General features: G+C 73.6%; 12 protein-coding genes and 18 pseudogenes. 20 read left to right on the plus strand and 10 right to left on the minus strand.

Translation table 11 applies throughout. The annotated features are described in order from the left end of the window. Position 1: 1 nt before the first annotated feature. A pseudogene (locus FF86_RS37885) lies at positions 2-293 on the plus strand (extracellular solute-binding protein); the annotation flags it as partial. 228 nt (positions 294-521) lie between these two features. Here the strand turns inward: FF86_RS37885 and FF86_RS01495 are convergent. After that, a pseudogene (locus tag FF86_RS01495) lies at positions 522-1,362 on the minus strand (SAM-dependent methyltransferase); the annotation flags it as partial. Between the two features lie 87 nt (positions 1,363-1,449). Beyond that, a complete protein-coding gene (locus tag FF86_RS01500; RefSeq protein WP_242417957.1) occupies positions 1,450-2,265 on the minus strand; it encodes a metalloprotease in 816 nt (271 codons plus the stop codon). Between the two features lie 1,617 nt (positions 2,266-3,882). Here FF86_RS01500 and FF86_RS35215 point away from each other — a divergent pair. The 5 genes and pseudogenes from FF86_RS35215 to FF86_RS64775 all read left to right on the plus strand — a co-directional run. Then, positions 3,883-5,139, plus strand: a 1,257-nt coding sequence (locus tag FF86_RS35215) for a LodA/GoxA family CTQ-dependent oxidase (protein WP_206778879.1), incomplete at its 3' end; no start/stop codon positions are given. Between the two features lie 117 nt (positions 5,140-5,256). Further along, positions 5,257-5,545: LodA/GoxA family CTQ-dependent oxidase (locus FF86_RS64765; RefSeq protein ID WP_396229731.1), on the plus strand; the 289-nt coding region annotated here is incomplete at its 3' end. Position 5,546: 1 nt separating this feature from the next. Continuing rightward, positions 5,547-5,836, plus strand: a pseudogene (locus FF86_RS64770) (LodA/GoxA family CTQ-dependent oxidase); the annotation flags it as partial. A 328-nt stretch (positions 5,837-6,164) separates the two neighbouring features. Then, positions 6,165-6,515: FAD-dependent monooxygenase (locus FF86_RS37890; protein ID WP_242417958.1), on the plus strand; the 351-nt coding region annotated here is incomplete at its 3' end. 1 nt (position 6,516) lies between these two features. Further along, positions 6,517-7,316, plus strand: a pseudogene (locus FF86_RS64775) (NAD(P)/FAD-dependent oxidoreductase); the annotation flags it as partial. A 159-nt stretch (positions 7,317-7,475) separates the two neighbouring features. On the opposite strand, the gene FF86_RS01515 reads toward FF86_RS64775, so the two are convergent. Continuing rightward, complete coding sequence (locus FF86_RS01515; RefSeq protein WP_242417959.1) at positions 7,476-9,389, minus strand: glycosyltransferase family 39 protein; 1,914 nt, start codon at positions 9,387-9,389, stop codon at positions 7,476-7,478. A gap of 1 nt (position 9,390) precedes the next feature. Between FF86_RS01515 and FF86_RS35225 the strand changes: the two are divergent. The 4 genes and pseudogenes from FF86_RS35225 to FF86_RS64790 form a co-directional block, all read left to right on the plus strand. After that, positions 9,391-9,654 (plus strand): annotated as a pseudogene (locus FF86_RS35225) (hypothetical protein); the annotation flags it as partial. A gap of 761 nt (positions 9,655-10,415) precedes the next feature. Further along, positions 10,416-10,626 (plus strand): HEAT repeat domain-containing protein (locus tag FF86_RS64780; protein WP_396229723.1); only part of this gene is annotated, 211 nt, incomplete at its 3' end. A 1-nt stretch (position 10,627) separates the two neighbouring features. Continuing rightward, positions 10,628-10,743 (plus strand): annotated as a pseudogene (locus tag FF86_RS64785) (HEAT repeat domain-containing protein); the annotation flags it as partial. 1 nt (position 10,744) lies between these two features. Next, positions 10,745-11,096: pseudogene (locus FF86_RS64790) on the plus strand (HEAT repeat domain-containing protein); the annotation flags it as partial. A gap of 29 nt (positions 11,097-11,125) precedes the next feature. Here FF86_RS64790 and FF86_RS01530 read toward each other — a convergent pair. From FF86_RS01530 to FF86_RS61695, 3 genes and pseudogenes are all read right to left on the minus strand, one after another. Then, positions 11,126-12,148, minus strand: coding sequence for a small ribosomal subunit Rsm22 family protein (locus FF86_RS01530; RefSeq protein ID WP_052680883.1), 1,023 nt, complete (start codon positions 12,146-12,148; stop codon positions 11,126-11,128). A 94-nt stretch (positions 12,149-12,242) separates the two neighbouring features. Beyond that, the coding region (locus tag FF86_RS01535; protein WP_242417960.1) for an Lrp/AsnC family transcriptional regulator at positions 12,243-12,672 on the minus strand (430 nt) is incomplete at its 5' end. A gap of 1 nt (position 12,673) precedes the next feature. Next, positions 12,674-12,716, minus strand: a pseudogene (locus tag FF86_RS61695) (hypothetical protein); the annotation flags it as partial. A 507-nt stretch (positions 12,717-13,223) separates the two neighbouring features. Between FF86_RS61695 and FF86_RS01540 the strand changes: the two are divergent. The 3 genes and pseudogenes from FF86_RS01540 to FF86_RS01545 all read left to right on the plus strand — a co-directional run. Next, positions 13,224-13,619 carry a Zn-ribbon domain-containing OB-fold protein gene (locus tag FF86_RS01540; protein ID WP_044883085.1) on the plus strand — a complete coding sequence of 132 codons (396 nt, stop codon included), beginning with the start codon at positions 13,224-13,226 and terminating at the stop codon, positions 13,617-13,619. Between the two features lie 50 nt (positions 13,620-13,669). Then, positions 13,670-13,839: pseudogene (locus FF86_RS37895) on the plus strand (thiolase family protein); the annotation flags it as partial. 1 nt (position 13,840) lies between these two features. Beyond that, positions 13,841-14,869 (plus strand): annotated as a pseudogene (locus FF86_RS01545) (thiolase family protein); the annotation flags it as partial. A 24-nt stretch (positions 14,870-14,893) separates the two neighbouring features. Here FF86_RS01545 and FF86_RS01550 read toward each other — a convergent pair. After that, positions 14,894-15,493, minus strand: coding sequence for a TetR/AcrR family transcriptional regulator (locus FF86_RS01550; RefSeq protein WP_044883083.1), 600 nt, complete (start codon positions 15,491-15,493; stop codon positions 14,894-14,896). Between the two features lie 258 nt (positions 15,494-15,751). Here FF86_RS01550 and FF86_RS37900 point away from each other — a divergent pair. The 4 pseudogenes from FF86_RS37900 to FF86_RS37915 all read left to right on the plus strand — a co-directional run. Continuing rightward, a pseudogene (locus tag FF86_RS37900) lies at positions 15,752-15,883 on the plus strand (oxidoreductase); the annotation flags it as partial. Position 15,884: 1 nt separating this feature from the next. Continuing rightward, a pseudogene (locus FF86_RS37905) lies at positions 15,885-15,935 on the plus strand (hypothetical protein); the annotation flags it as partial. Between the two features lies 1 nt (position 15,936). Beyond that, a pseudogene (locus tag FF86_RS37910) lies at positions 15,937-16,248 on the plus strand (SDR family NAD(P)-dependent oxidoreductase); the annotation flags it as partial. 1 nt (position 16,249) lies between these two features. Beyond that, positions 16,250-16,702 (plus strand): annotated as a pseudogene (locus tag FF86_RS37915) (SDR family NAD(P)-dependent oxidoreductase); the annotation flags it as partial. Between the two features lie 93 nt (positions 16,703-16,795). Here the strand turns inward: FF86_RS37915 and FF86_RS01560 are convergent. Beyond that, positions 16,796-19,315, minus strand: coding sequence for a serine/threonine-protein kinase (locus tag FF86_RS01560; protein ID WP_044883253.1), 2,520 nt, complete (start codon positions 19,313-19,315; stop codon positions 16,796-16,798). 558 nt (positions 19,316-19,873) lie between these two features. Continuing rightward, the gene (locus FF86_RS01565) at positions 19,874-20,491 is read right to left on the minus strand and encodes a TetR/AcrR family transcriptional regulator (RefSeq protein WP_044883082.1); all 618 of its coding nucleotides are present in this window, start codon (positions 20,489-20,491) and stop codon (positions 19,874-19,876) included. 196 nt (positions 20,492-20,687) lie between these two features. On the opposite strand from FF86_RS01565, the pseudogene FF86_RS37920 reads away from it, so the two are divergent. From FF86_RS37920 to FF86_RS37925, 3 pseudogenes are all read left to right on the plus strand, one after another. After that, a pseudogene (locus tag FF86_RS37920) lies at positions 20,688-20,836 on the plus strand (alcohol dehydrogenase catalytic domain-containing protein); the annotation flags it as partial. 1 nt (position 20,837) lies between these two features. Then, positions 20,838-21,565: pseudogene (locus FF86_RS01570) on the plus strand (NAD(P)-dependent alcohol dehydrogenase); the annotation flags it as partial. A gap of 1 nt (position 21,566) precedes the next feature. Next, positions 21,567-21,737 (plus strand): annotated as a pseudogene (locus FF86_RS37925) (alcohol dehydrogenase); the annotation flags it as partial. Between the two features lie 25 nt (positions 21,738-21,762). Here FF86_RS37925 and FF86_RS01575 read toward each other — a convergent pair. After that, positions 21,763-22,059, minus strand: a pseudogene (locus FF86_RS01575) (IS630 family transposase); the annotation flags it as partial.

Genomic DNA, 22,059 nt, shown 5'->3' on the forward strand with positions numbered 1-22,059 from the left:
NGGCCGGGACGCAGTTGACCCCCGTCACCCTCGAGCAGGACGTCAAGTCCGCCCTGTCGAAGGTCACCCTCGGTGAGGTCGACGCGGCGCTGGTCTACCGCACGGACGCGAAGGCCGCGGGCGACAAGGTGACGGGTATCGAGTTCCCCGAGTCGGCGAAGGCCATCAACGACTACCCGATCGCCACCCTCAAGGCCGGCAAGAACGCCGCCGGCGGCAAGGCGTGGGAGGACTACGTCACCTCCGACAAGGGCGAGGCAGTCCTGATCGCGGCCGGTTTCCAGGCCCCCTGATCCGCGGCTCGGCCCACGCCGGCCGCCGGTAGCGGGCGGCATCTCGGCCATGGTTCCCCGGGAGAGTCATCCCGGGGAACCATGGCCGTCGTCTTGTCCGGGCCCTGGCCCCGGCCGGCGCGGGCCGGCGGCGGGTGACGGTCAGCGGCCGATGGCGGATGACGGTCAGCGGCGGATGGCGGTCAGCGGCGGATGGCGGTCAGCGGCCNATGGCGGATGGCGGTCAGNGGCGGATGGCGACGAGGAAGCCGTCGACGAGCGGGCCGGGCGCGAGGCGGCCGGACTCGGTGGCGAGCTCGGCGCGCAGCCGGGCGCGCAGCACCTGCCAGCCGTGGCGGGGCAGCCAGGTGAGGGCGGGCTCGTCGAGGCCGCCCTTGAGCAGGGTCGCGAACTCGGCCAGCTCCGGGGTGGCGCGCAGCTCGTCGAGCAGCCGCGTGTCGGCGGACTGGTACTCGAATCCCAGCAGGCTGCCCGGGGCGGACAGCTCCCCGACGGTGGTGAGCAGACGGCCGGCCTGGTCGGCGTCGAGGTAGGGCAGCAGGCCCTCGACGAGCCAGGTGGTGCGTTCCCGCGGCCGCAGGCCCGCGCGGGTCAGCGCGGTCGCCCAGTCGCCGGCGAGGTCGGCGGGGACGGTGACCCGCTCGGCGCGCGCGGTCGCGTGCCGGGTGTCGAGGACCGCCTGCTTGAACGTCAGCATCTCCGGCAGGTCGACCTCGAACAGCCGGGTACCGGCGGGCCAGGACAGCCGGTAGGCACGGGTGTCCAGGCCCGCGGCGAGCAGGACGAGCTGGCGTTGGCCGTCGTCGGCGGCACGGGTCAGGTAGTCGTCGAAGAAGCGGGTGCGTTGCACGCCGTGGGAGTCCACCACGTCGATGAAGCGGGCGAAGGCGCCGGCGGGGCCGGCCGCGGCGGGGCCCCCGGCCGCCTCGACGAACGCCTCCGCGTAGGGGTCGTCGAAGAGCCGGTCGCGGCGCGCGCTCTCCCGGGCGCGGACCCACGCCATGCCGACAGCGGTCAGACCCACCCCGGCGGGAACCTCGATCTGATCGGACGCAGCCCTGAAGGTCATAACCGACCGTAACCCTGTCGCCGCAACCCGGCCGCACCTATGGTTACCGAGCGTCACCAGATTGACGGCGGACGTGGAGGCCGGTGGTCAGAACGACACGTCGCCCGTCTGGGACTTGCCGATCGTGTGGCAGGTGGAGCTGTCGCGCAGGTAGCCGAAGGCGAACGCCTGGGCGCGCTGGCGGGGGGAGCCATGGGCGTCGGGGGCGCTGGCGGGCTCCTGGGCGAACCAGCCGCCGCGGGTGTCGCCGAGGCTGTAGAACAGCAGGGCGCCCTGCAGGGCGTCGCTGACGGCGATGCGCCCGGCGTCGTGCGCGGCGGAGGCCTGCCGCCCGGCGAAGCAGTCGGCCTGGTTCTCCTCGGCGCGGGTGACGACCCCCAGGTTCCCGCCGATGCGGTCGCCGCGGTGGGACAGCTCGTGCATGAGGACGAACAGCGGGTAGGTGGGGCCGCCGACCTGCGCCAGCTCGTCGAGAAAGTCGACGCTGTAGGCGACCGTGTCGTCGAGCGTGCAGTACAGCGCGTTGTCGGCGAACTGGCGGGGGTCGTTGACCTCGCGGCCGCAGGCGTCGTCGGGCACCTCGCCGTCGCGGTAGGCGACGAAGCGCGGCGCCGTCCAGGCGTCGCCGAACTCGCCGTGCCAGAACGTGTTCAGCGCGCCGGGGCAGCCGACCGGCTCGTTGATGAGCCGTTGGACATCCTGCACATTGGTGACCTTGCCGCCGCAGGATGCGGGCGACGCCGTCGCGGCGACGGGCAGCGCCCCGCCGGTGACGGCCGACGAGTCGCCGGTGGCGCCCACGGACGAACCGCCGAGGGCGGCGCTCGTATCGATGCCACTGGCAGCGTTGAGGGGTACACCGGTCGCGGAGGCGTTGCAGCCGGCCAGGAGGCCGACAGACATGACGATCGCGGCCAAGGCCGCCCAGATGACCCGCACGACGCTCAACCGTAGAGGCGATCTTCCCTGCCGGTGATCCGCCGTCGTCACCGCGATGGCAATCGAGGGAGCGGCGTCATTGCCCCCGCGGCGCGCGGCGGGTCTGGGACTCTCGGGCCGCCCGCCGCCCGTACCCGCGCCGGCGTGGTGGCCGCTCTGCCTGGGCGACTCGGATAACCGCAGGTAGAGCAACTGCGAACGGGCTCATGACCGCCGGTGGGAGCCCGGCGACGACGGCGGCGGCGACGGGTTCGCCGGAGCCCAGGGTGATGACGGTGACCGCAGCAAGTGTCGCCAGGCCGAGCAGAGTGGTCGCCGCGGTGACCACTATCACCAGGCGATGGGCCGGTAAGGGGGGTGGTGACACCGGCCCGATCGGGGGACGTTCGGCCATGGTCGACCTCCATCGAATGCACGAGCATCATCAAACGCATATGCACGTGCATTATGCCGCGTCGGAGGCACGCACATCCGGCAGACGCGCCAGCCGCGGGGTGGTGTCACCCGCGGGCGGGGTCCTGTTCACCGCTACGGGGCGCGTCAGCGGCCTGGACCGGCAGCCGTCCGGGTCAGCGGCCGCGGAGAAGACCCCGAGGGCCGTGCACCGCCACGGACCGTCCTCCTCGGCCGGGTGCACCCTGCGCACTCCTCCTGCTCGCGCAGATTGCGTAAGAACTTAGAGTCCTCCCCTCCGATCCGCCTCCGGCGCCTTTATCAGCCGACTCCGGACAGGACCTCGTGTCCGCCGACGGCGGGTTCTGCGGCCTCGATATGACACCCGGTGTGCCGCAGCCGCCAGGGGACCACGGCCGCGTATCGTCACGCCCGGAATCCTCGGTTGTGCAGGACCGCCACGTTGCCCGATCCCGGGAGAAGAGAATGAACCCGACAACGTCCCCGACCTGCGCCGACCCGATAGCCGATCTCAAGGCGATGTTCGTGGACACCGTGCTGCGGCAGCGCGTCGATTCGGGCCAGGATCCGGTGCGCCGTCCGGTCTTCAGTAAGGCCCACGGAGTGGCCCAGGGCCTCCTCTCGGTACGCCCGGATCTGCCGGAGGAGTTGCGGATCGGCCTGCTCCGGCAGGATGCGTTGCCGGNCTGGGTCCGTTTCTCCAGCGACACGCTGCCGTCCCGGACCGACCTGAAAAGCACCCTGGGAATCGGGATCAAGCTGTTTGGGGTACCCGGAAGAAAACTACTGGCGACCGAGGTGGACGCAACCACCCACGATCTCGTTCTCCAGAATCACGACGTGTTCTTTGTCGACACCGCCACGGACATGTGCGAGTTCACCAGGGCCGGGGTGGTAGACCATGACTATGCCGGGTACCTGGCGGAACATCCCACGACACGGCAGATCCTCGCCGATATGGCGAAATCGGAGGCCAGTGTACTGACCGCCACGTACTGGAGCGGTCTGCCGTACGCCTTCGGCCCCGACCGGCAGGTCAAGTACAAGCTGCTGCCCGTGTCGGCCGCCCCGGCCGACGACCGTGCCGGCCCGCCGGGCCAGGATCCCAGCTATCTGCGTTCCGACCTGCGGTTTCGGCTGCTGGNGGGGCAGGCCGTGTTTCACCTGATGGTCCAGTTCCGTACCGAGCCGGACGCCATGCCGCTCGATCGGGCCACGGTGCGTTGGGAGGAGGGCCAGAGTGCGCCGGTGCACGTGGCCACCCTCACCCTGCACGGCCAGGACGTTGCCGCGCGGGGGCAGGATGCCTACGGCGAGAGCCTGGCCTTCCAGCCGTGGCACGCGTTGCCCGACCATGCCCCGCTCGGCTCCATATCCGACGCCCGCCGGGTCGTTTACCAGGCTTCCGCCGAACTGCGCCGAAACGTCAACGGTGTCCCCGTCGGTGAGCCCGACGCGCCCCGTCCCACGATGACCGTCCATCCGGCGAGAGACACCCGGATCGTGCGAGCCGCGATTCATCCGGCGATCGGGGTAGCCAGAGTCGGAAACAGCGAAGAATATCACCTGGCGCCGGAGGTTGATGATCCGGTGCCGCTGCCATTCGACTCCTACAAGGATGCCACCGGTGCGCTACGGCGCCAGGCGGTACGGTTCCGGGTGTACGGGTACAACGCGGCCGGTGAGGCGGTGGCCGAACTGACGGCGGACAACGCGGATCTATGCTGGACCGTGCACGTGGCGAACAAGAAGGCCGCCTGGTACGAGTTCCAGATCGCGCTGGACATTCCCGAGGCCACCAGTGCGCCGGATTCCCGGCGCCGAAACGCCCAGGTGCCGGTTGAGGACCGGGGCGACCTGACCATCGACCCCGGGAAACGGACAATCCGGGGCCGTAACCAGTCCGGTCTGGACCACCGGTTCGACACCGGGCAGTTCTGCGGCAAGAAGGTCTACCTGGGCGAGCTCGCCACCGACGAGGACGGCCGTCTGATCTTCCTCGGTGGCCGTGGCGTGTCCGCCTCCCGCGACGGTTCTCCCGCGACCACCTTCGCCAACAACGACGGCTGGCACGACGACACCAGCGACGGACCGGTCACCGCCGAGGTGCGCATCGATGGCGAACTGGTGCCGACGGATCCCGCGTGGGTCGTGACCGCGCCGCCGAACTACGCCCCCCAGCTCAGGTCGGTTCGCACACTGCACGATCTGCTGTATGACGCCTACGTCTCCGCCGGGATCCTGCCGCGCCCCCGGAGCGTGTCCTTCCGACGCGACATCCTGCCGGTTCTCCACCGCATGTGCGCGTTGCAGTGGGTCAACCAGGGCTTCGCCGCTCGGTTCGGCTGGGGCGGCCGTGACTTCTTCCTTGCTCCGGGATACCTCGCGCGCCTGGCGAGCCCGGCGGCCGTCGACGACGACGTGNGGCGGACGGTGTTCGCCACCTTCCGGAACCTGGACCGTGACGGTGTCTCCCCGGTTCCCTGGCCTCCGGTGTACGGAGACGCGATGTCGTTGCCCCCGGTCTCCGCACACCAGCACATGACCGTCACGCCGACCCAGTACTGGCAACTGGAGCAGTGGGCCAAGGGGAACTTCGACGCCGACTACGGAACCGACGACGACCCCGGCAACGCGCCGGCACGGAACCTCGGCGATGTGGACATCGCCGAGCAGCCGTCGACACTGGACCGGGCTGCGCTGTCGTTCTGCCTGGCGGATGCGTTCCATCCGGGATGCGAGGTCACCTGGCCGGTCCGGCACACCACCATGTACAGCGCACCATTCCGGATACGCCACCGCGATCCGGACCAGCCGGAGACGGACTACGNCAACGTCCTCACACCGCTGGCCGCGCTGAGCCGGACCGGTCCGCTGTACGGGCAGGGCGCGGGCGATCTGACCCGCTGGATGGCCGTGCCGTGGCAGACCGACACCGCGAGCTGCCGGTCCGGGTACGATCTCGGTTTCGGGCGGCGTTACGACCCGTATCTACCGACCTTCTGGCCGGCCCGGGTACCCAACCAGGTACTCAGCGAAGAGGACTACCAGACGGTCGTGGACCCGTCCCAGGACATCTCCACCCGCCTGGCGGCGTTCGCGCGGCGCCGGGTGTGGGACCNCTTCTTTCCCGCCGATTACCTGCGGCGCATCAACTGTATGGTCGCCGAGTTCGGCAAGCTCGGCGTCATCGAGGTCCGCCCCGGTCCAACCGACACGGCGGAGTTTCCGCCGGTGATGATGGTCGAGTCCGAGACCGGCTTCGGACCGGACACCGGACCGGCGCTCCGCGGCCTGATCACGATCCATGTGCCCGAGTCCGCTGATCACGCGGTCGCGGCCAGGGCGGCCGCGGCCGCCGTCGCGGCCGACGACCGGCCCGACGACGAGGTCGCCGCCGGCTACATCGACAAGGTCGCCCGCTTCCCCCACGGCCTGCGTTGAGTCCAGTGCCTGAGGTCGGAAGGTACGACGTCGCGGTGGTCGGTGGCGGTCCCGCGGGGGCGGCGACCGCGCTCACCCTCGCCCGTGCCGGCCGACGGGTGCTCCTGCTCGCGGCTCCCGCCGGGCGGCACGGACCGCAGCCCGCCGGACGGCACGGGTCCGGGGAGACCCTGCCGCCCGTCGGTCGGACAATCCTGCGCGACCTCGGCCTGTGGACCACGTTCCAGGCCGAGGGCCACCTGCCCTGCCCTGGCACCAACGCCGCGTGGGGGTCAGCCGGTCTCCAGGGCGTGGACCACGTCTTCGATCCACACGGCCACGGCTGGCACCTTGACCGGGCCAGCTTTGACAGCATGNTGCGCGATCACGCCGCGCGGGCGGGCGCCGACGTGCGCACCGCGGTCGTACGCCACCTCGCCCGTACCGCGGGAGGCTGGCGGATACGGCCAGATCGTCCGGCCGCCGACGACGACGGCGTCACCCAAGGCGCTGCCGCCCCAGAGCCTTCCGCCGAGGTCGCGGCCAGCTGGCTGGTCGACGCCACCGGGCGCCGCGCGCTGCTCGCCCGCAGCCGCGCCGTTCGCCACCGGTACGACCGGCTGATCGCGACATCCATCCTCCTCGAGCCCGTTCCCGGTGACACCGACGCCAGAACCCTGGTGGAAGCCAGGCCCGGCGGCTGGTGGTACACCTCGTTGGTAACGACCGGCCAGCGGGCAGTCGCCTTCTTCACCGACGTGGACCTCGTCCCGCCCGCGCTACAGACCGCAGGCGGATTCCTGGCGGCGGCCCAGCACACCCACCACCTGCGGCACCGGGCGGACCCGGACCGGGCAGCCACGTCCCCACGCCTGTCACCCGCGGCCGGCCGGTACCTTGACCCACCGATCGGAGCCGCCTGGCTCGCGGTGGGCGACGCTGCGCTCGCCGTCGATCCGTTGTCCTCGCAGGGCATCCTCAACGCCCTGCACTCCGGGTTCCGCGCGGGCCTCACCATCGCCGAGGACCTGGCCGGAAACTCTCGCGCACTGCAGGCCTACCGGAGTTTCATCGATCGAGTGACTGCCACCTACCTGCGCAACTCGACCGAGGTCTACCGCCAGGAACGCCGGTGGACCGAAAGCACCTTCTGGCGGCGCCGCCACGACGTGGCCTGATTTCCGCTGTAGTCACCCTCCCGGTATCGCGTCAGGAGGGTTTCGTTACCCGCCCTGGGCCACGGATCGCTGACCGAGGAACCCGGCTCCGCGCCAGCATCGCGCCGGGCAGTGGAGTCGACTGTGGTGTCGGCCGCGGGCGGCGGGCGGCGGGCCGGATCAGTCGAGGCCGACGGCGACGGCCAGCGTGGGGCGGACCGGGGCGGGCAGCCATCCCGCCGCGGCGCGGCCGGGTACCTGGCGCCAGCCCAGTCCGGGGGTGAGCAGGGTCAGCGCACCCGTGGTAGGCCGGCGCGCCAGCGGGATGCGTTCCTCCCAGCGGGCGGGGCCCGCGGCGGTCGGCTGGACGAGTCCGACGACGAGTTCCTCCGGCAGCGTCGCCGCGCCGACGCCGATCTCCCCCGCGCCCGCCGGCTCCCCCGACGTGACCACCACCGTCGCGTCGATCACCGACGCGGCGGCCGGTGTCGCCGGGAAGATCCGGGTCTGGGCGCCCAGGCGCACGTAGGCGGCCGCGCCGGCCGCGCCGGCGGCGGCCGCGGGGCCGGCGGGCAGGCGAGCGACCAGGTGAACCCGGATCCGCTCGCCGCCGACCTGACGCAGCGCGGTGAACGAGCCGTAGAAGCTGGCGGGCGCCGCCGGGTCGGCGATCTCATCCGGGCGCAGCCGGTACAGCGCCCGGCCCGGCACGCGGTCGGGCAGGGTCGCCGTCGCGGGGCCGAGGTCGGCCGCGTACAGCACGCGACCGTGCAGGTCCGGCCGGTTGCGCAGCGTCTGGTACGGCACCTGGGTGTACCGGCTGGGCACCTGCGGCGTCACGACGACCACCGCCGGGGCGGGGTAGCGGTCCGGGAGCAGGGCGGCGAGGAAGGCGTTGTGGTCGTTGACCCAGCGCTGCCCGTCGACCTTGCCGGGCACCGCCGACGCGGTGAGCAGGACCATCGTCACCACGACCACGCCGGCCGCGGTGGGCCGCAGCACGGTGGCCCGCGGGAGGGCGGCGGCGGCCGACCACAGGCGGCGGGCGCCGTCCGCGGCGAGGATCAGGATCGGTGTCAGCGCGGCGAGGTGGTAGTGCGGGCCGAGCCCGTCGCGCAGCCCCGGCATCGCGAACGCCGAGCCCCACCAGAACAGATATCCGCCGACGACCGCGGCCACCGTCGCCACGAGCAGCAGCCGCTGCGCCCGCCGCCGCGCGGCCACCGCGCCGACAGCGGCGAGCGCGACCACCACCACGCCGCCGAACAGCCAGCCCGGCGCGGCGGTGCAGGTCTGCTGCAGGGCCCGCAGCGCGAGGTGGCGGGTGAAGGCGAACGTCGGCTCGGACGGCAGGATCCGCCGGGGACCGAAGCCGAAGCGGTCCAGCGGATCGGAGGCGGACAGCGGCATCCGCAGGGCGGAGCCCGTGACCAGCCAGCAGAACACCAGCAGCACGGCGACGAACGGCGCCGCGCCGAGGACCGCCCAGCCGACCCGCGCAGGGATCGCCCGCGGCTGGCGGCGTAACCGCGCGAGCGCGAACACGACCACCCCGGTCAGCACCAGCACCGCGTCGAAGGGGCGCAGCAGCAGCGCGAAGCCCGCGCCGGCCCCGCCGCCGAGCAGCGAGCGCCGGGCGCCCGTGCGGGCCCCCCGTAGCAGCGCCGCGCTGGCCAGGGTGAGCGTGGCCGCGCCGCAGGCGTAGGCCAGCGGCAGCGCCGTGTGCACGACGACGAGCGGCGACCCGGCCAGCAGGGCCGCGGCCAGCACGGCACTCGCCGCGTCGTCGAGCAGCTCGCGGGCCAGCCGGTAGGTCCCGGCGACCCAGCCGGCGGCGACGAGGGCCGGGGCGACCGCCATGGTGCCGAACACCGCCTGCGAGGCGGCGAGCAGCGCCGGCCAGCCGGGCAGGTACTTGGTGAACAGCCGGCCGTCGTGCTCGCCCGTCAGCCAGGGCCGGAAGAACGGCTCCATCGTCGCGGCGTCCAGGGTGAGGTGCCCGTCGAGCAGCATCCGGGCCTGCAGGACGTAGGCGGCCTCGTCGGCGTCGCCGGAGCCGTCCCGGTACAGCGTCGCCTGCAGGACGAGACTCACCGTGAACGAACAGGCGCAGATCACGGCGACGGTGACCGCCGGGCGCGACCAGGCCGCCCGGCCCGGCCCGCGGCCCCACCCGCCGACCCGCCCGCCCGGGCCCGACCGCCGCCGCAGCCGCACCCGCCGGTCCGCCGCGGGCCGCGCCGCCGGGCTGGTGGGCTGTCGCGGCACGGGGAGCGTCGCCGGACCGGGATTCGGCGTCGGCGTTGACGGGGACGGGGCATCCGCCGACGACCCGACCGCCGCCCTGCGCGCCCGCGCCNACGGTGGTGAGCCCGCGCCCATCTCCCCCGCCCATCTCGTTCCGGATCACATCGCTGCGGCCGCCGCGTGCCGTCGAGTTCGGCGGATCCTTCCCGCCGCGGTCGCCTTCCGTGGTGTGGACCGTCCCGTGCCGCCCGCGCGGAATCGCGCCATCAGAGTAGAGCGCACCTTTTCTGGGTCTTCGCGTGGGGTGTCCACGGCACCACGCCATGTTTGTCGGCGGCGTCCCGACCTGCGGCGACGGGTCCGCGGGGTAGCACAGACGGCTCACCCACCGGACGAGACGAAGGCGGCCGTGACTGTGGGTGATCGAGATCTGCCGCCGGCCGGGGTGAGGTCGACGACGATCAGGCAGCCGCTGGGTGACCCGGCCGGGGTGCCACGCGGACCGCGCAGGTCCGGCTCCTGTCGGTCCTGCGGTGCCGAGGGTGCGACGGCGGCGGTGGGCGCCGAGGCCAGGGCGCAGGCCGCCACCACGGGTGGCGCAGTCGACGGCTTATTGCTGTGTCCGTCATGTGGCGGATCAGCAGACCGGATGTTCCTGTTCCCCACGGATACGGCCGATACAGCAGCAAGGTCGACGCGACCTTTGTCGCCCGCCCCGGCTGAATGGAGGTTCCTGCGCCGTCCTGATCGGCCCGAGGCACTATGACCTGTGCGGCTGGGGGAACGGATGTCCACCGGGCTTTCCTGGCCAAGCCTCTGCTCGCCCCGGACATCACGCACTTGACATCAACACGGTGATAAGGTCCGCACTCGATGCAGGAGGTGGTCCCCATCAGCGCGACGCGCAGGACCGCACCGGACAGCCGCCTACTCGACGCGTTGAGCGCCGCAGACTCGTCGACGCGGCTCCAGGCGACCCTGGCGGTTGGCACGAACCCCGACCCCGATCTCCTCGAGGCGCTCATGGAACGGTGCGCGGTGGAGCCGGACTTCTTCGTGCGCGACATGCTCACCTGGGCGTTGANCCGTCTCCCGGCGGAGATCACGGTGCCCAGACTCCGCACGGAGCTGCATTCCAAGCGCGCTGCGGCCCGAAGCCAGGCGTTGCACACGCTGTCCAAAATCGGGGACGGGAGTGCGTNGCCCTCCATCACGCGATCGTTGCTGCACGACGCCAACGACGAGGTCGCGCGAAGCGCATGGCGTGCCGCCGTCATCCTCGTGCCCGCCGGGGAAAAGAAAGGGCTGGCCGCGGACCTGGCCGCGCAACTCGGTCGCGGCGACCGGAATATGCACCTGAGTCTCAGCCGGGCCCTCGTCGCACTCGGAGACGTGATCGAGCCGGCCCTGCAGACGGCAAGGGCAAGTGCCGACCCGACGGTCTGTGCGCATGCTCGCGCCACGGAGCTGCTCCGCCACGACCCGGGGGCCGATTTCGACTCCGCCCTCGACGAGGCGAACCGGATCATCGCGCTCGGCTCGATGGGCTGCTGACGACACCGATAGATGGAATGCGTACGTGGTCACCTTCCTGCGGTCCCGCGACGGGCGGCGGGCAGGAGCGGGGCGGCGTCGCCCCAGCGGGCCCGGCGGGCCCACCGGTAGTCCGCGCCGGCGCTGCGGGCGACCACGACGTCCCGCCGGCCGTCCGGGGCGCAGACCAGGAGCCGGACGTGGCCGGAGCGGGCCGCCGGGGCACGCAGCACCCGCCCGCCGGCGTGCGCGGGGTCCTGCCGGGAGGCCACCAGGTAGGTGTACTTCTCGTCCTCGTGGCCGAGGGCGGCGTCCTTCGTCGTCCGGTGCAGCGCGCTGCGCTCGACGCGGCGGGCGAAGTGGCACCAGTCGCCGCGCGGCAGCGGGCAGGCGCCGTCGGCGGGGCACGGGGCGGTGATCGTCGCGCCGGCGGCGAGCAGCGCCGTTCGGGCGGCGAGGATCCGGGCGAAGCCGGCCGGGGTGCCGGTGTCGATGAGGACGAGCTCCCCCGCGGTGGCCCGCCACCACGCCGCCACCGCCGCGGAGCGCCTCGCGGCGGGCAGCTCGCCAAGCAGGTAGGCGGCGACGGTCAGGTCCGCGGTCACCGGCGGCGGGATCTGCACGTCGCCGCGGTGCCAGCGGGCCGCGCGCAGCGCCGGCGGGCCGTCGGCGCGGGCCAGTCGGCGCCCGGCGTCGATCATCAGCGCGGACCGTTCGACCAGGTCGACGCGGGCCAGCCCGGGGTACCGCTCCGCCGCGGCGTGGGCCGCCGTGCCGGGCCCGGCGCCCAGGTCGAGCAGGCTGGCCGGCTGCCAGTCCGGCCGGCGGGCCGCGACCTCGGCCAGCACCGCGCGGCTGACCGCGAGGGTGGCCGGCAACCGGGCGGCAACGTAGGCCCGCACGTGGTCGGCGGTCAGCGTCCCGTCGGGCGGGGTGTCCGCGCCGGACCGGTAACGGGCGGACAGTTCGCGATAGGCGTGCGACAGGTGCCGCACGGAGGAACGGCCCTCGCCCATCTGTCCGGTCCCGGTGCCGCCGCCCTTTGCGGGGTCGGCGTCGTACCCGCGGCTCATATCCCGATCGGCCACGCCCGCAGCGTAGCCACCGCCCCGGCAGCGCTGTTCACCATCCCGCCGCACCGCTACCGCGACGGTGGCCGCCGCGGCGCTATTCGGGCGGGCCGGCCGGTTCGATCGGCTCGACGGTGGCCGAGCGGCGGTGGTCGAACACCAGGCTTGTTTGCACGTCGAAGACCTCGGGCCGGGCGGTGAGCCGGTCGATGACGAGGCGGTAGAGCCCGTCGACGTCCGGCACCGCGACGTGCAGGAGGAAATCGAAGGTTCCGGTCGTGGAGAACAGGCTCACCGTTTCGGTGAGGTCGGCCGCCCAGGCACGGAAAGCCTCGATCACCGGCCGGGAGGGCGGCCTGACCCGCACGGATATCAGGGCCTGCACCGGCCGGCCGATCGCGGCGAGATCGACCTCGGCGCGAAACCCGCTGATGATGCCCCGTTCCACCAGCGCGCGCACCCGCTGCAGGGAGGTCGAGGGCACCACATGGGTGGCCAGGGCGAGATCCCGGTTGGTCCGCCGGCCANTCTGCTGCAACAGGCGCAACAAGGCCCGGTCGAGCTCGTCCAAGCCGATTCCCCTCGCCGTCAGGGCATTGATGACCCGCCCTCGGAGTATTTATTGCGGTCGCGACATAGTAGCAACATGTCCCGGTATCGGGCGGGTTGTGCCGAGTGGGTCTCGTCCAGGGAACCCCCGACCAGGGAAAACGCAGACGGAGGGATTGCGTGATGTGCGCGTCCGGCACTTTCGGGCCGGACGCGGTGCCGCCGCACGGCGCTGCGAACGGCTGAGCCGGGCCCGGGCGAGCGGTGGAGCACCGTCAGACGGCCGGGTCTGGTGCGCGAGCGCGCCGCGGAGCGGTCGCGCCCCCAGGGCCGCCGACCGGTTGCCGCTGCCTGGACCGGGTGGTAAGCCCACAAGGGGTGGAGGGTGATCGGTGGGCCGCGCCCCCGGGGCCGCGGCCGGGGTGGGATCCGCCACCGCCACCACCACGGCCCGTCCCGCGGCGGACCACCCACGCGTCCGCCGGTCGGCCGGCCGGGGACGGAATCCGACCCGTGAGGAGCACCCCCCGTGCCGCAGACCGTCCCGTTCGTCGACTATCTGGTCCTGGGTGAACGACCGCACCTGGTCGCCCGCGAATGCACCGCGTGCGGCGCGCGTTTCTTCGACCGGCGCAACGCGTGCGCGAGCTGTTTCGGTACCTCCTTCACGCAGGTGGACGTCTCCACCGAGGGCGAGGTGCGCGCGTTCACGATCGTCGCCCACGCCGCCCCCGGGGTACCCGTGCCGTTCGTGTCGGCGACGGTGGACTGCGCCGGCACGAGCGTGCGCGCCAACCTCATCAACGTCGCGCCCACGCCCGAGGCGGTGCGCCTGGGGATGAAGGTGCGCCTCGCGCTCACCCCGGTCGGCGTCGACCAGGCCGGCACCGAGGCGATCAGCTTCGGGTTCGAGCCCCGTCCCTGAGGCCCTCGGCGTCCCGGAACCCGCCCCACACCTTCGGCAGGANAGACGACATGGCAAGCGACGACGTGTGGATCCTCGGCATCAGCATGACGCGGTTCGGCAAGCACCCCGACGCAGACCTGATCGACCTGGCCGCCGAGGCGACCATGAACGCGATCGCGGACGCCGGGATCACCATGCGGGAGATCGGCGTCCTCGCCGCCGGCAACCTGCGCGGCGGNGGCGGGATCGGCCAGGCGTTACAGAAGCAGGTGGGCCAGACCGGCATCCCCGTCTACAACGTGGCCAACGCCTGTGCGACGGGGGCGACCGCGATCCGCGTCGTCCACATGGCGCTGCGCGCCGGGGAGGCGGACTTCGGGCTCGCCGTCGGCGTGGAGAAGCTCGCCGGCGCCGGGCTGCTCGCCGGCGGCGAGCGGGCGGGCGACTCCGCCGCCTGGGCGCCGCAGGGCCGCTTCGGCGCGGTCGGCCCGCTCGACGGGCGCATCGGCACCGAGACGATGCCCGGGGTCTTCGCCCAGATCGGCATGGAGTACGGCCACCGCTACGGCGGCACGAGCTTCGAGCTGTTCGCCCGGATCTCCGAGAAGAACCACGCCCACTCGACGCTGAATCCGCTGGCCTCCTACCAACGCCGGTTCACCCTGGATGAGATCATGAACGACGTCATGATCTCCTACCCGAACACCCGGCCGATGTGCTCGGCGAACTGCGACGGGGCGGCCGCGGCGGTGCTCGTCACCGGCGCCGCGCTGAAGACCCTGGCGCCCGAGCAGCGCCGTCGGGCGGTGAAGATCTCCGCCTCGGTGCTGACCACCGACCCGTGGGAGGAGGCCTGCCAGGTGCTGCCGAACGTCAACACGCTGACCCGCAACGCCGCGCGACGCGCCTACGACACCGCCGGCGTCGACCCGGAGGACCTCGACCTCGTCGAGCTGCACGACTGCTTCGCCACCGCCGAGCTGGTCCACTACGACAACCTGATGCTGTGCCCGGAGGGCGGCGCGGTGGACTTCTTCAACTCGGGTGCGACCTGGCGGGACGGGTCGACGCCGGTGAACGTCTCCGGCGGGCTGGAGTCCAAGGGGCATCCGATCTCGGCGACCGGCATCGCGAACATCTGGGAGGTGGCGACCCACCTGCGCGGCGAGGCCGGCGACCGGCAGATCCCCGGGGCCCGCGTCGGCCTGGCCCACGTGATCGGGCTGGGTTCGGCCTGCGGGGTGCACATCCTCGAACGCGCCGCCTGAGCCGCCGCGTCCGGGCCGCCCCGCCTACCGCGCCGCGGCGGGCGGCGGGGCGGTCCGGGGGCGCAGGCCGTCCATGAACAGGTCGAGCAGGCGCCCCGCCTGCGCGCGCTGGGCGGGTTCGCCGGCGGCGAGGGTGACGCCGGCGAGCCCGGTGAGCACGTCGACCGGGTCGACGTCGGCGCGGACGGTCCCGGCGGCGGCCCCGGCGGCGAGCAGGGAGGTGACGGCGGCGACCATCCGCTCGCGGGTGTGGGCGAACGGATCGCTGCCGGAGGCGATGACGGCCCGCAGCGCGTCGGCCATCCCCCGCTTGGCGGTGGTGTAGTCGAGGAAGGCGTCCATCCAGGCGCGGACGGCCGCGGCCGGCGGCAGGCGGCCCAGCAGCGCCGGCGCCGCGTCGCACAGCCGGCCGAGCTCGGCGCGGTAGACCGCCTCGACGAGCGCCTCGCGGGTCGGGAAGTGCCGGTAGAGGGTGGCGATGCCGACCCCGGCGTCCCGCGCGACGGCCTCCAGCGGCACGCCCGGACCGCCCGCGGAGAAGGCCCGCAGGGCCGCGTCGAGGACCTGGTCGCGGTTGCGGCGGGCGTCGGCCCGCAACGGCCTGGTCCTGCCGTGCGCCGGCATCGCTCTCCTCCCCGCGGCCAGGTGGGGCGGACCGTTGCGCGGCCAGCGAACGCTCGGTGACCACGTTGCTAAGTGGAGGCGACTCCACTTAGGCTGGGCTTCGCGGCCGGGAGCTTCGCCCCCACCGGAACCGACCGAGTGTTCCGCAGGCCCGCGCGCCCCGGCCCGGACGGGCCGCCGCCGCGGCCGTCCCGCCGCCGCCATCATATCGGCCGGGCTTCCGCCCGGATCCGCCGAGCACACAGGAAGATCATTACTGTGAGCACTCTAATCACCACACCGTTCTCCGCGACCTCGACCGCGGCCGAGGTGCTGGCGGAGGTCGACCTGTCCGGCCGGCACGCCGTCGTGACCGGCGCGTCCTCGGGCATCGGCGTCGAGACGGCACGGNCACTCGCCGACGCGGGCGCCCAGGTGACGATCACGGTCCGTGACCTTGACGNCGGTGCCCGCGTGGCCGCCGACATCACCGCGTCGACCGGGAACGACCACGTCACCGTCGCCCCGCTGGACCTCGCGCAGCCCGCCTCCGTCGCCGCGTTCGTCAACGGCTGGCAGGGCCCGCTGCACATCCTGGTCAACAACGCCGGGGTGATGGCCGCGCCGGAGACCCGCACGTCGCAGGGCTGGGAGCTGCAGTTCGCCACCAACCACCTCGGGCACTTCGCGCTGACGACGGGCCTGCGCCCGGCGCTGGCCGCGGCCGGCGGCGCCCGGGTGGTGTCGGTGAGCTCGAGTGCGCACCTGCGCTCCGANGTCGTCTTCGACGACATCCACTTCCTCGCGCGGCCGTACGAGCCGTGGTCGGCCTACGGGCAGTCGAAGACGGCCAACGTGCTGTTCGCCGTCGAGGCGACCCGGCGGTGGGCGGACGACGGCATCGCCGTCAACGCGCTCATGCCCGGCGGCATCCGCACGAAGCTGCAGCGCCACGTCACCGACGCCGAGCTCGACCGGCTGCGGGCCCAGAGCGCCGCCGGCGCCGGTGGCGGGGGCATCTCCTGGAAGACGCCCGAGCAGGGGGCGTCGACCTCGGTGCTGCTCGCCGCGTCGCCGCTGGTCGACGGGGTCAGCGGCCGGTACTTCGAGGACTGCAACGAGGCCGGCCCGAACCAGCCGGGCACCCGCACCGGGGTGGCGGACTACGCCCTCGACCCGCGTTCGGCCGCGCGGCTGTGGGACGTCAGCCTCGCCACCCTGGCCGGCTGACCGCGCCGCCGCGCCACCGCGCCACCGGCCGACCGCCAGGGGTCAGCCTGGCCGGCGGCCGACCGCCAGCGGTCAGCGGCCGGCGGCCGGCGGTCAGGGCGCGAGCGGCGGGGCCGGCCGGGACGGCGGCGGGGAGGTGGTCGACGGGCCCGGTCCCCCGGTCGCGGCGGGGGGGCTCGGCGAGCCGGTCGCGGTGGGGCGGGCGACGTCGAGGGTGACGGTCGACCCCCGCGGCACGCCACCCGACGCCGGGGTCTGCCCGATGACCGTGCCGGGCGGATCGTCCTCGGGCCGGGGGTGCTGGACGACGGTGAGACCGAGGTCGGTCAGGGTGCGCTGCGCCTCTCCCGCCGGACGGCCGTGCAGATCGGGCACCGTCACCGTGTCGCTGGCCACGGTGATGGTGACGGTGCTGCGGGCCGCCACCCGGGTGCCCGCGCTCGGCGTGACGGCGTCCACCTGCCCGGCGTCGGCGGTGGACGGGCCGGAGTTGAGCCGCTGCACGACGGTGAGGCCGGCGGCGCGCAACGCTGCGCGGGCGTCCGCGGCGTCCTGCCCGACGACCTCGGGCACCGTGACGGTGCTTGGCCCCGTCGACACGGTCAGGGTGACGGTGGCGTCGCGGGTGGGCGTCGTCCCGGCCGACGGGTCGGTCGCGACGACGGTGCCGCGGGCGCCGCTGCCGGCCCGGTAGGCGCGCTCGACCGTGTCGAAGCCGGCCGCACGCAGGGCGGTCTCGGCCGCGGCGGCGTCCTGGCCGACCACGTCCGGGATGGTGACCCCGTCCGTGCCCGGCGAGGCGTCGGCGGGATCGGTGTGGGCGGCGGGATCGGCCGCGCTCGTCGGCGCGCCGGTGCCGGCGTCGCCGTGGCCGCCGGCCGGTCGGGTGGCCGGTCGGGTGGCGGGGGCGGTGTTGCCGCCCGCGGCCGATGCGACGGTCACGCCGCCATGCCCGCCGGGCACGGCGACCTGCCCGGCCGCCGTCGCGGTGGCACGGGCGGATCCGCCGTGGGCGTGCACGAGCAGTCCGATGACCATCAGCGCGGCCGCGATCACGGCACCGGCCGCGGCGGTCATCAGCCGCACCCGCCGCCGGCCGGCCGACCCCGGATCGCCGGCGGGACCGGCCGCGCCCACCAGCACCAGGTCCAGCGGACCGGTCGCCGGGCCGGGCACGGCGACCGGCGTCAGATCCGGCGCCGTCGCACCGATTCCGGACCTGGGTCCGCCCGCGAGCATCGGTCTGCCCGAGGGCACAGATCCATCCGAGGACACGGCTCCGCCCGGAGGCACGGATCCGCCCGGGGTGGCCGGTGCTCGATCGGACGCGACACGGACTCCCCCGTCGGGCCCTGGCTCGGACCGTGCCAACGCCAGTCCCGTCGCAAAGCCCGGCCTTCTTCCCGCCCCCACCCCCGCCGCCGCGGAGCCGGGACCCGACCTCACCGCCGACTCGGACTTCGAACCCGCCGGCACCGACCCGGACCCCACCCCCGCCGGCGCGGACCCGGACCCCACCCCCGCCGGCGCGGAGCCAGGCCCCGCCACCGCCGGGGCAAGGCCGGGCCCTGCCACCGCGGGTCCGCGGGCCGATCCCGTCCCCGCCGGGCCGGAGCCGGATCCCGACTCCGGCCTGGGCGACGTTCGCGAGGCGGCGGGCGAGGTGGGCGGTGCGGTGCTCGGGCCCAGCCGGGGCGGCAGGATGTCCAGCGGGCTGGTGACGATGGTCTCCGCGGCGTCGCCGGGGCGCACGAGGCGGCGCAGCAGCTCCTCGGCGGTGGGCCGGCGGCCCGGCTCCCGGCGCATCGCCGCGCGCACCACGGCGGCCAGCGCCGGATCGAGGTCGCCGAGCGTGGGATCGGCGTGCTGGACCCGGCGTAGCTGGGCCGACGTCGGGCCGTCACCGAACGGCTTGCGCCCGCTGCCCGCGAAGATCACCAGGCCGCCCCACGAGAAGATGTCGGCGGCGCTCGTCACGGTCTCGCCGCGGGCCTGCTCGGGCGACATGAACGCCGGCGTTCCCGCGACCCGGCCCGACGGCCCGCTGGGCGCCTCGTCGGTGACCCGGGCCAGCCCGAAGTCGATCACCCGCGCGCCCAGCGGGGACAGCAGCACGTTCGTCGGGGTGAGGTCGCGGTGCACCAGGCCCGCGCCGTGGATGGCGGTCAGCGCCGCGGCGACGCTGACCGCGACACGTTCCAGGTCGGCCGAGCCCAGCGGGCCGTGGGTGGCGATGGCGCGGGCCAGGGTCGGGCCGTCGACGAACTCCGTGACGAGGTAGGGCTGCCCGTCCGGAGGGTCGACGACGTCGAGGACCTCCGCGGTGCAGAAGCGGGCGACGCGGCGGGCCACCGCGGCCTCCCGCCGGAACCGGTCACGGTAGCGGGGGATGCGGGCGACGTCCGCGCGGATGACCTTCACCGCGACCAGGCCGGTGTCGCGGCCCCGGCCGAGAAAGACGGTGCCCATGCCACCCTCGCCGAGCCGGCCGAGAATCCGGTAATCGCCGAGTTCGCGCGGATCGCCGGGGCGCAGCGGGTCCGGGCGGGTGGAGAGCCCGTTCGTCTTTTCCCGCGGCTCGGTCACCTCGTCGACGTTCTCGCGCGTATCCACCATTTCTCCCTACGGCCGAGCGAAAATCGGGCACAGGGCGCCTGCTGAATTGTCGGTGACCGCGCGTCCTCCCGGCCGTACCTATCGCCTACTCGACACCGCCGGCGGCGCGGTCCCCCCGCTTCGGCAGGCCGCCGAGGCGGGGCCGATGTCACCGACGCAACTCCCCCGCAGGGGCCCCGACCTGGCCCGAAACGGCCAGCCGAGCTGTCGGTGCGGCGCGCCCACGGAGGCTGGCGCGGCGGTCATGATGACGCCTGCGGCACCGGGGGTGGCGCAACGGGCCACCGGCCGCGGCGCCGGGCGCTCTCCTCCCGCCGATGGCACACCGGTTGTCATTGCCCGAGCCCATACCGACGCCGACACGGCGCATTACCGGCCTGATACCTCAGGACTCGGTCAATCGGCGGACATTTTGATGGGAATCACGGGGAGACCGTCCGCCGTCACCGAACCGGCGAGCCCGGACCGGCAATGGCCCGCACGTCCCCCGAAGGGGTGGCCGGGCAACCCGCCCTCGGGTACCCCCGCCGCCCGGTCAGCCGCGTTCAGCGGCGTTCAGCGGCGCTCGGCGGCGTGGCCGGCGACCAGCATCCGGGTCGTGGCGACGGACGCGGCGGCGGCCTGGTCGACGCTGCGGCGGTGCTGGGCGAAGACTCCGTCGAGGTGGAACACGGCGTGCCCGTGGGCCTGGGCGAGGTGCTGCTCGACGAGGATGAGCGCGTCGCGGTAGCTCGGCACCCCGGGCAGGGCCAGCACCAGCGGGAGCAGCGTGTCGAGCAGGGCACGGGTCTGCGCGCCGAGCTGCGGGTGGCGGCTGCCCGCCAGCCCCGGGGCGAACAGGACGTCCATCCCGGCGCGGCGCTCGACGACGAACCTGGTGTAAGCGCCGGCGGTGGCGGCCAGGCGTTCCACCGGATCGGCGCCGGCGGAGTCCGCGGCCGCGCGCACCTGGCCGGTGAGCTGGCGTGCCGCCGCCGCGGCGGCGGCCGCGAGCAGGCTGTCGCGGTCGGGGAAGTGCCGGTACGGCGCCGCCGAGCTCACCCCGACGCGGCGGGCGACCGCGGCGACCGAGAACGCCACCAGGCCGCCTTCGGCGATCAGGTCGAGGGCGGCGTCCACCAGCGCGGCCGCCAGATCACCGTGGTGGTACGAGGTCCGGCCCGGCTCCATCATTGCCGCCTCCGGTCCCGACGCCTGGACGTCTGTGCACCATACAATCGAAGTGAGTGCGCTCTTACATTGTGGGACCGGGGTGCCGGTCCCGGGGGCGTTCGCACGCTTTCGTCCGCGTCACACCATGATCACTACGGCCCTCGCCGCGTTCCCGCGGCGCACCCGCCCGGGGGCGGCGAGGGCGCGAGGGAGTTCCATGGCCACCACCGCAGCGCTGGTCGTCCCCGCCGCGGGCGCCAAGTTCGAGCGCTCGACGGTCGAGCGCCGCGAGCTGCGCGAGCGTGATGTCCTCATCGACATCAAGTACGCCGGCATCTGTCACAGCGACATCCACCAGGCCAAGGANGAGTGGGGCCGGGGCACCTACCCGCTCGTCCCCGGCCACGAGATCGCCGGTGTGGTCGCCGCGGTCGGCCCGGCGGTGACGAAGTACGCCGTCGGCGACCGGGTCGGCGTGGGCTGCTTCGTCGACTCGTGCGGTGAGTGCGAGGCCTGCGAGGCCGACGAGGAGCAGTACTGCCTCAAGGGCGCGGTGCCGACGTACAACGGCAAGGGCTACGACGGCGAGACCACCTACGGCGGCTACAGCCAGAGCGTCGTCGTCACCGAGCACTTCGTCGTGCGCATCCCCGAGTCGCTGCCCTTCGACGCGGCGGCCCCGCTGCTGTGCGCCGGGATCACCGTCTACTCGCCGCTGCGGCACTGGAACGCCGGTCCTGGCACGAAGGTCGCCGTCGTCGGCCTGGGCGGGCTCGGCCACATGGCCGTCAAGATCGCCCATGCGCTCGGCGCCGAGGTGACCGTGCTCAGCCAGACGCTGAGCAAGGAGTCCGACGGCCTGCGCCTCGGCGCCGACCACTACTACGCCACCGGCGACAAGGCGACGTTCAAGACGCTGCGCCGCTCGTTCGACCTGATCATCAACACCGTGTCGGCGAACCTGCCGCTGGACGCCTACCTCGGCCTGCTGCGCCTCAACGGCACGATGGTCAACCTGGGGGCGCCGCCCCAGGCGAGCTCCTTCAGCGTGTTCTCGCTGCTGGGCGGGCGGCGCAGTCTCGCCGGTTCCAGCGTNGGAGGCATCCGCGAGACCCAGGAGATGCTCGACTTCTGCGCCGAGCACGGGATCGCCTCGGAGATCGAGCTCATCGGCGCCGACGAGGTCGACGAGGCCTACGAGCGGGTGCTGCGCAGCGACGTGCGCTACCGGTTCGTCATCGACATCGCCACCCTGGCCCAGGAGTAGCACCGGCCCTAGTAGACCGTCGCCACTAATGTTTGGGGTATAGGTGGCGGAGTTTGGTGCGGGCGTCGGCGGTGGTGAAGTGCCAGTGGACTTGGCGCTGGTCGGTGTTGACGGCTGTCTGCCAGGCGGCGAGTTCGGTGTTGAGCACGTCGAGGTCGTCGATGCGGCGGTCGAGGCATTGGCGGGTCAGTGCGGCCAGTTCGATCTCGGCGATGTTGAGCCAGGAGCCGTGTTTGGGGGTGTGGTGGATCTCGAGGCGCCCGGCGAGAGCGAACGCGACGGCGGGGTCGAAGGCCTCGTAGAGCGAGGCGATGCCGTGGGT

This window comes from Frankia sp. CpI1-P (assembly GCF_001421075.1).
Classification (GTDB): domain Bacteria; phylum Actinomycetota; class Actinomycetes; order Frankiales; family Frankiaceae; genus Frankia; species Frankia torreyi.

Excerpts from the sequence above, each read along its gene's own strand:
- FF86_RS01500 (WP_242417957.1), bottom strand. The coding sequence starts at position 2,265 with ATGTCTGTCGGCCTCCTGGCCGGCTGCAACGCCTCCGCGACCGGTGTA.
- FF86_RS01550 (WP_044883083.1), bottom strand. The coding sequence starts at position 15,493 with ATGCCGGCGCACGGCAGGACCAGGCCGTTGCGGGCCGACGCCCGCCGC.
- FF86_RS01565 (WP_044883082.1), bottom strand. The coding sequence starts at position 20,491 with ATGATGGAGCCGGGCCGGACCTCGTACCACCACGGTGATCTGGCGGCC.
- FF86_RS01530 (WP_052680883.1), bottom strand. The coding sequence starts at position 12,148 with ATGAGCCGCGGGTACGACGCCGACCCCGCAAAGGGCGGCGGCACCGGG.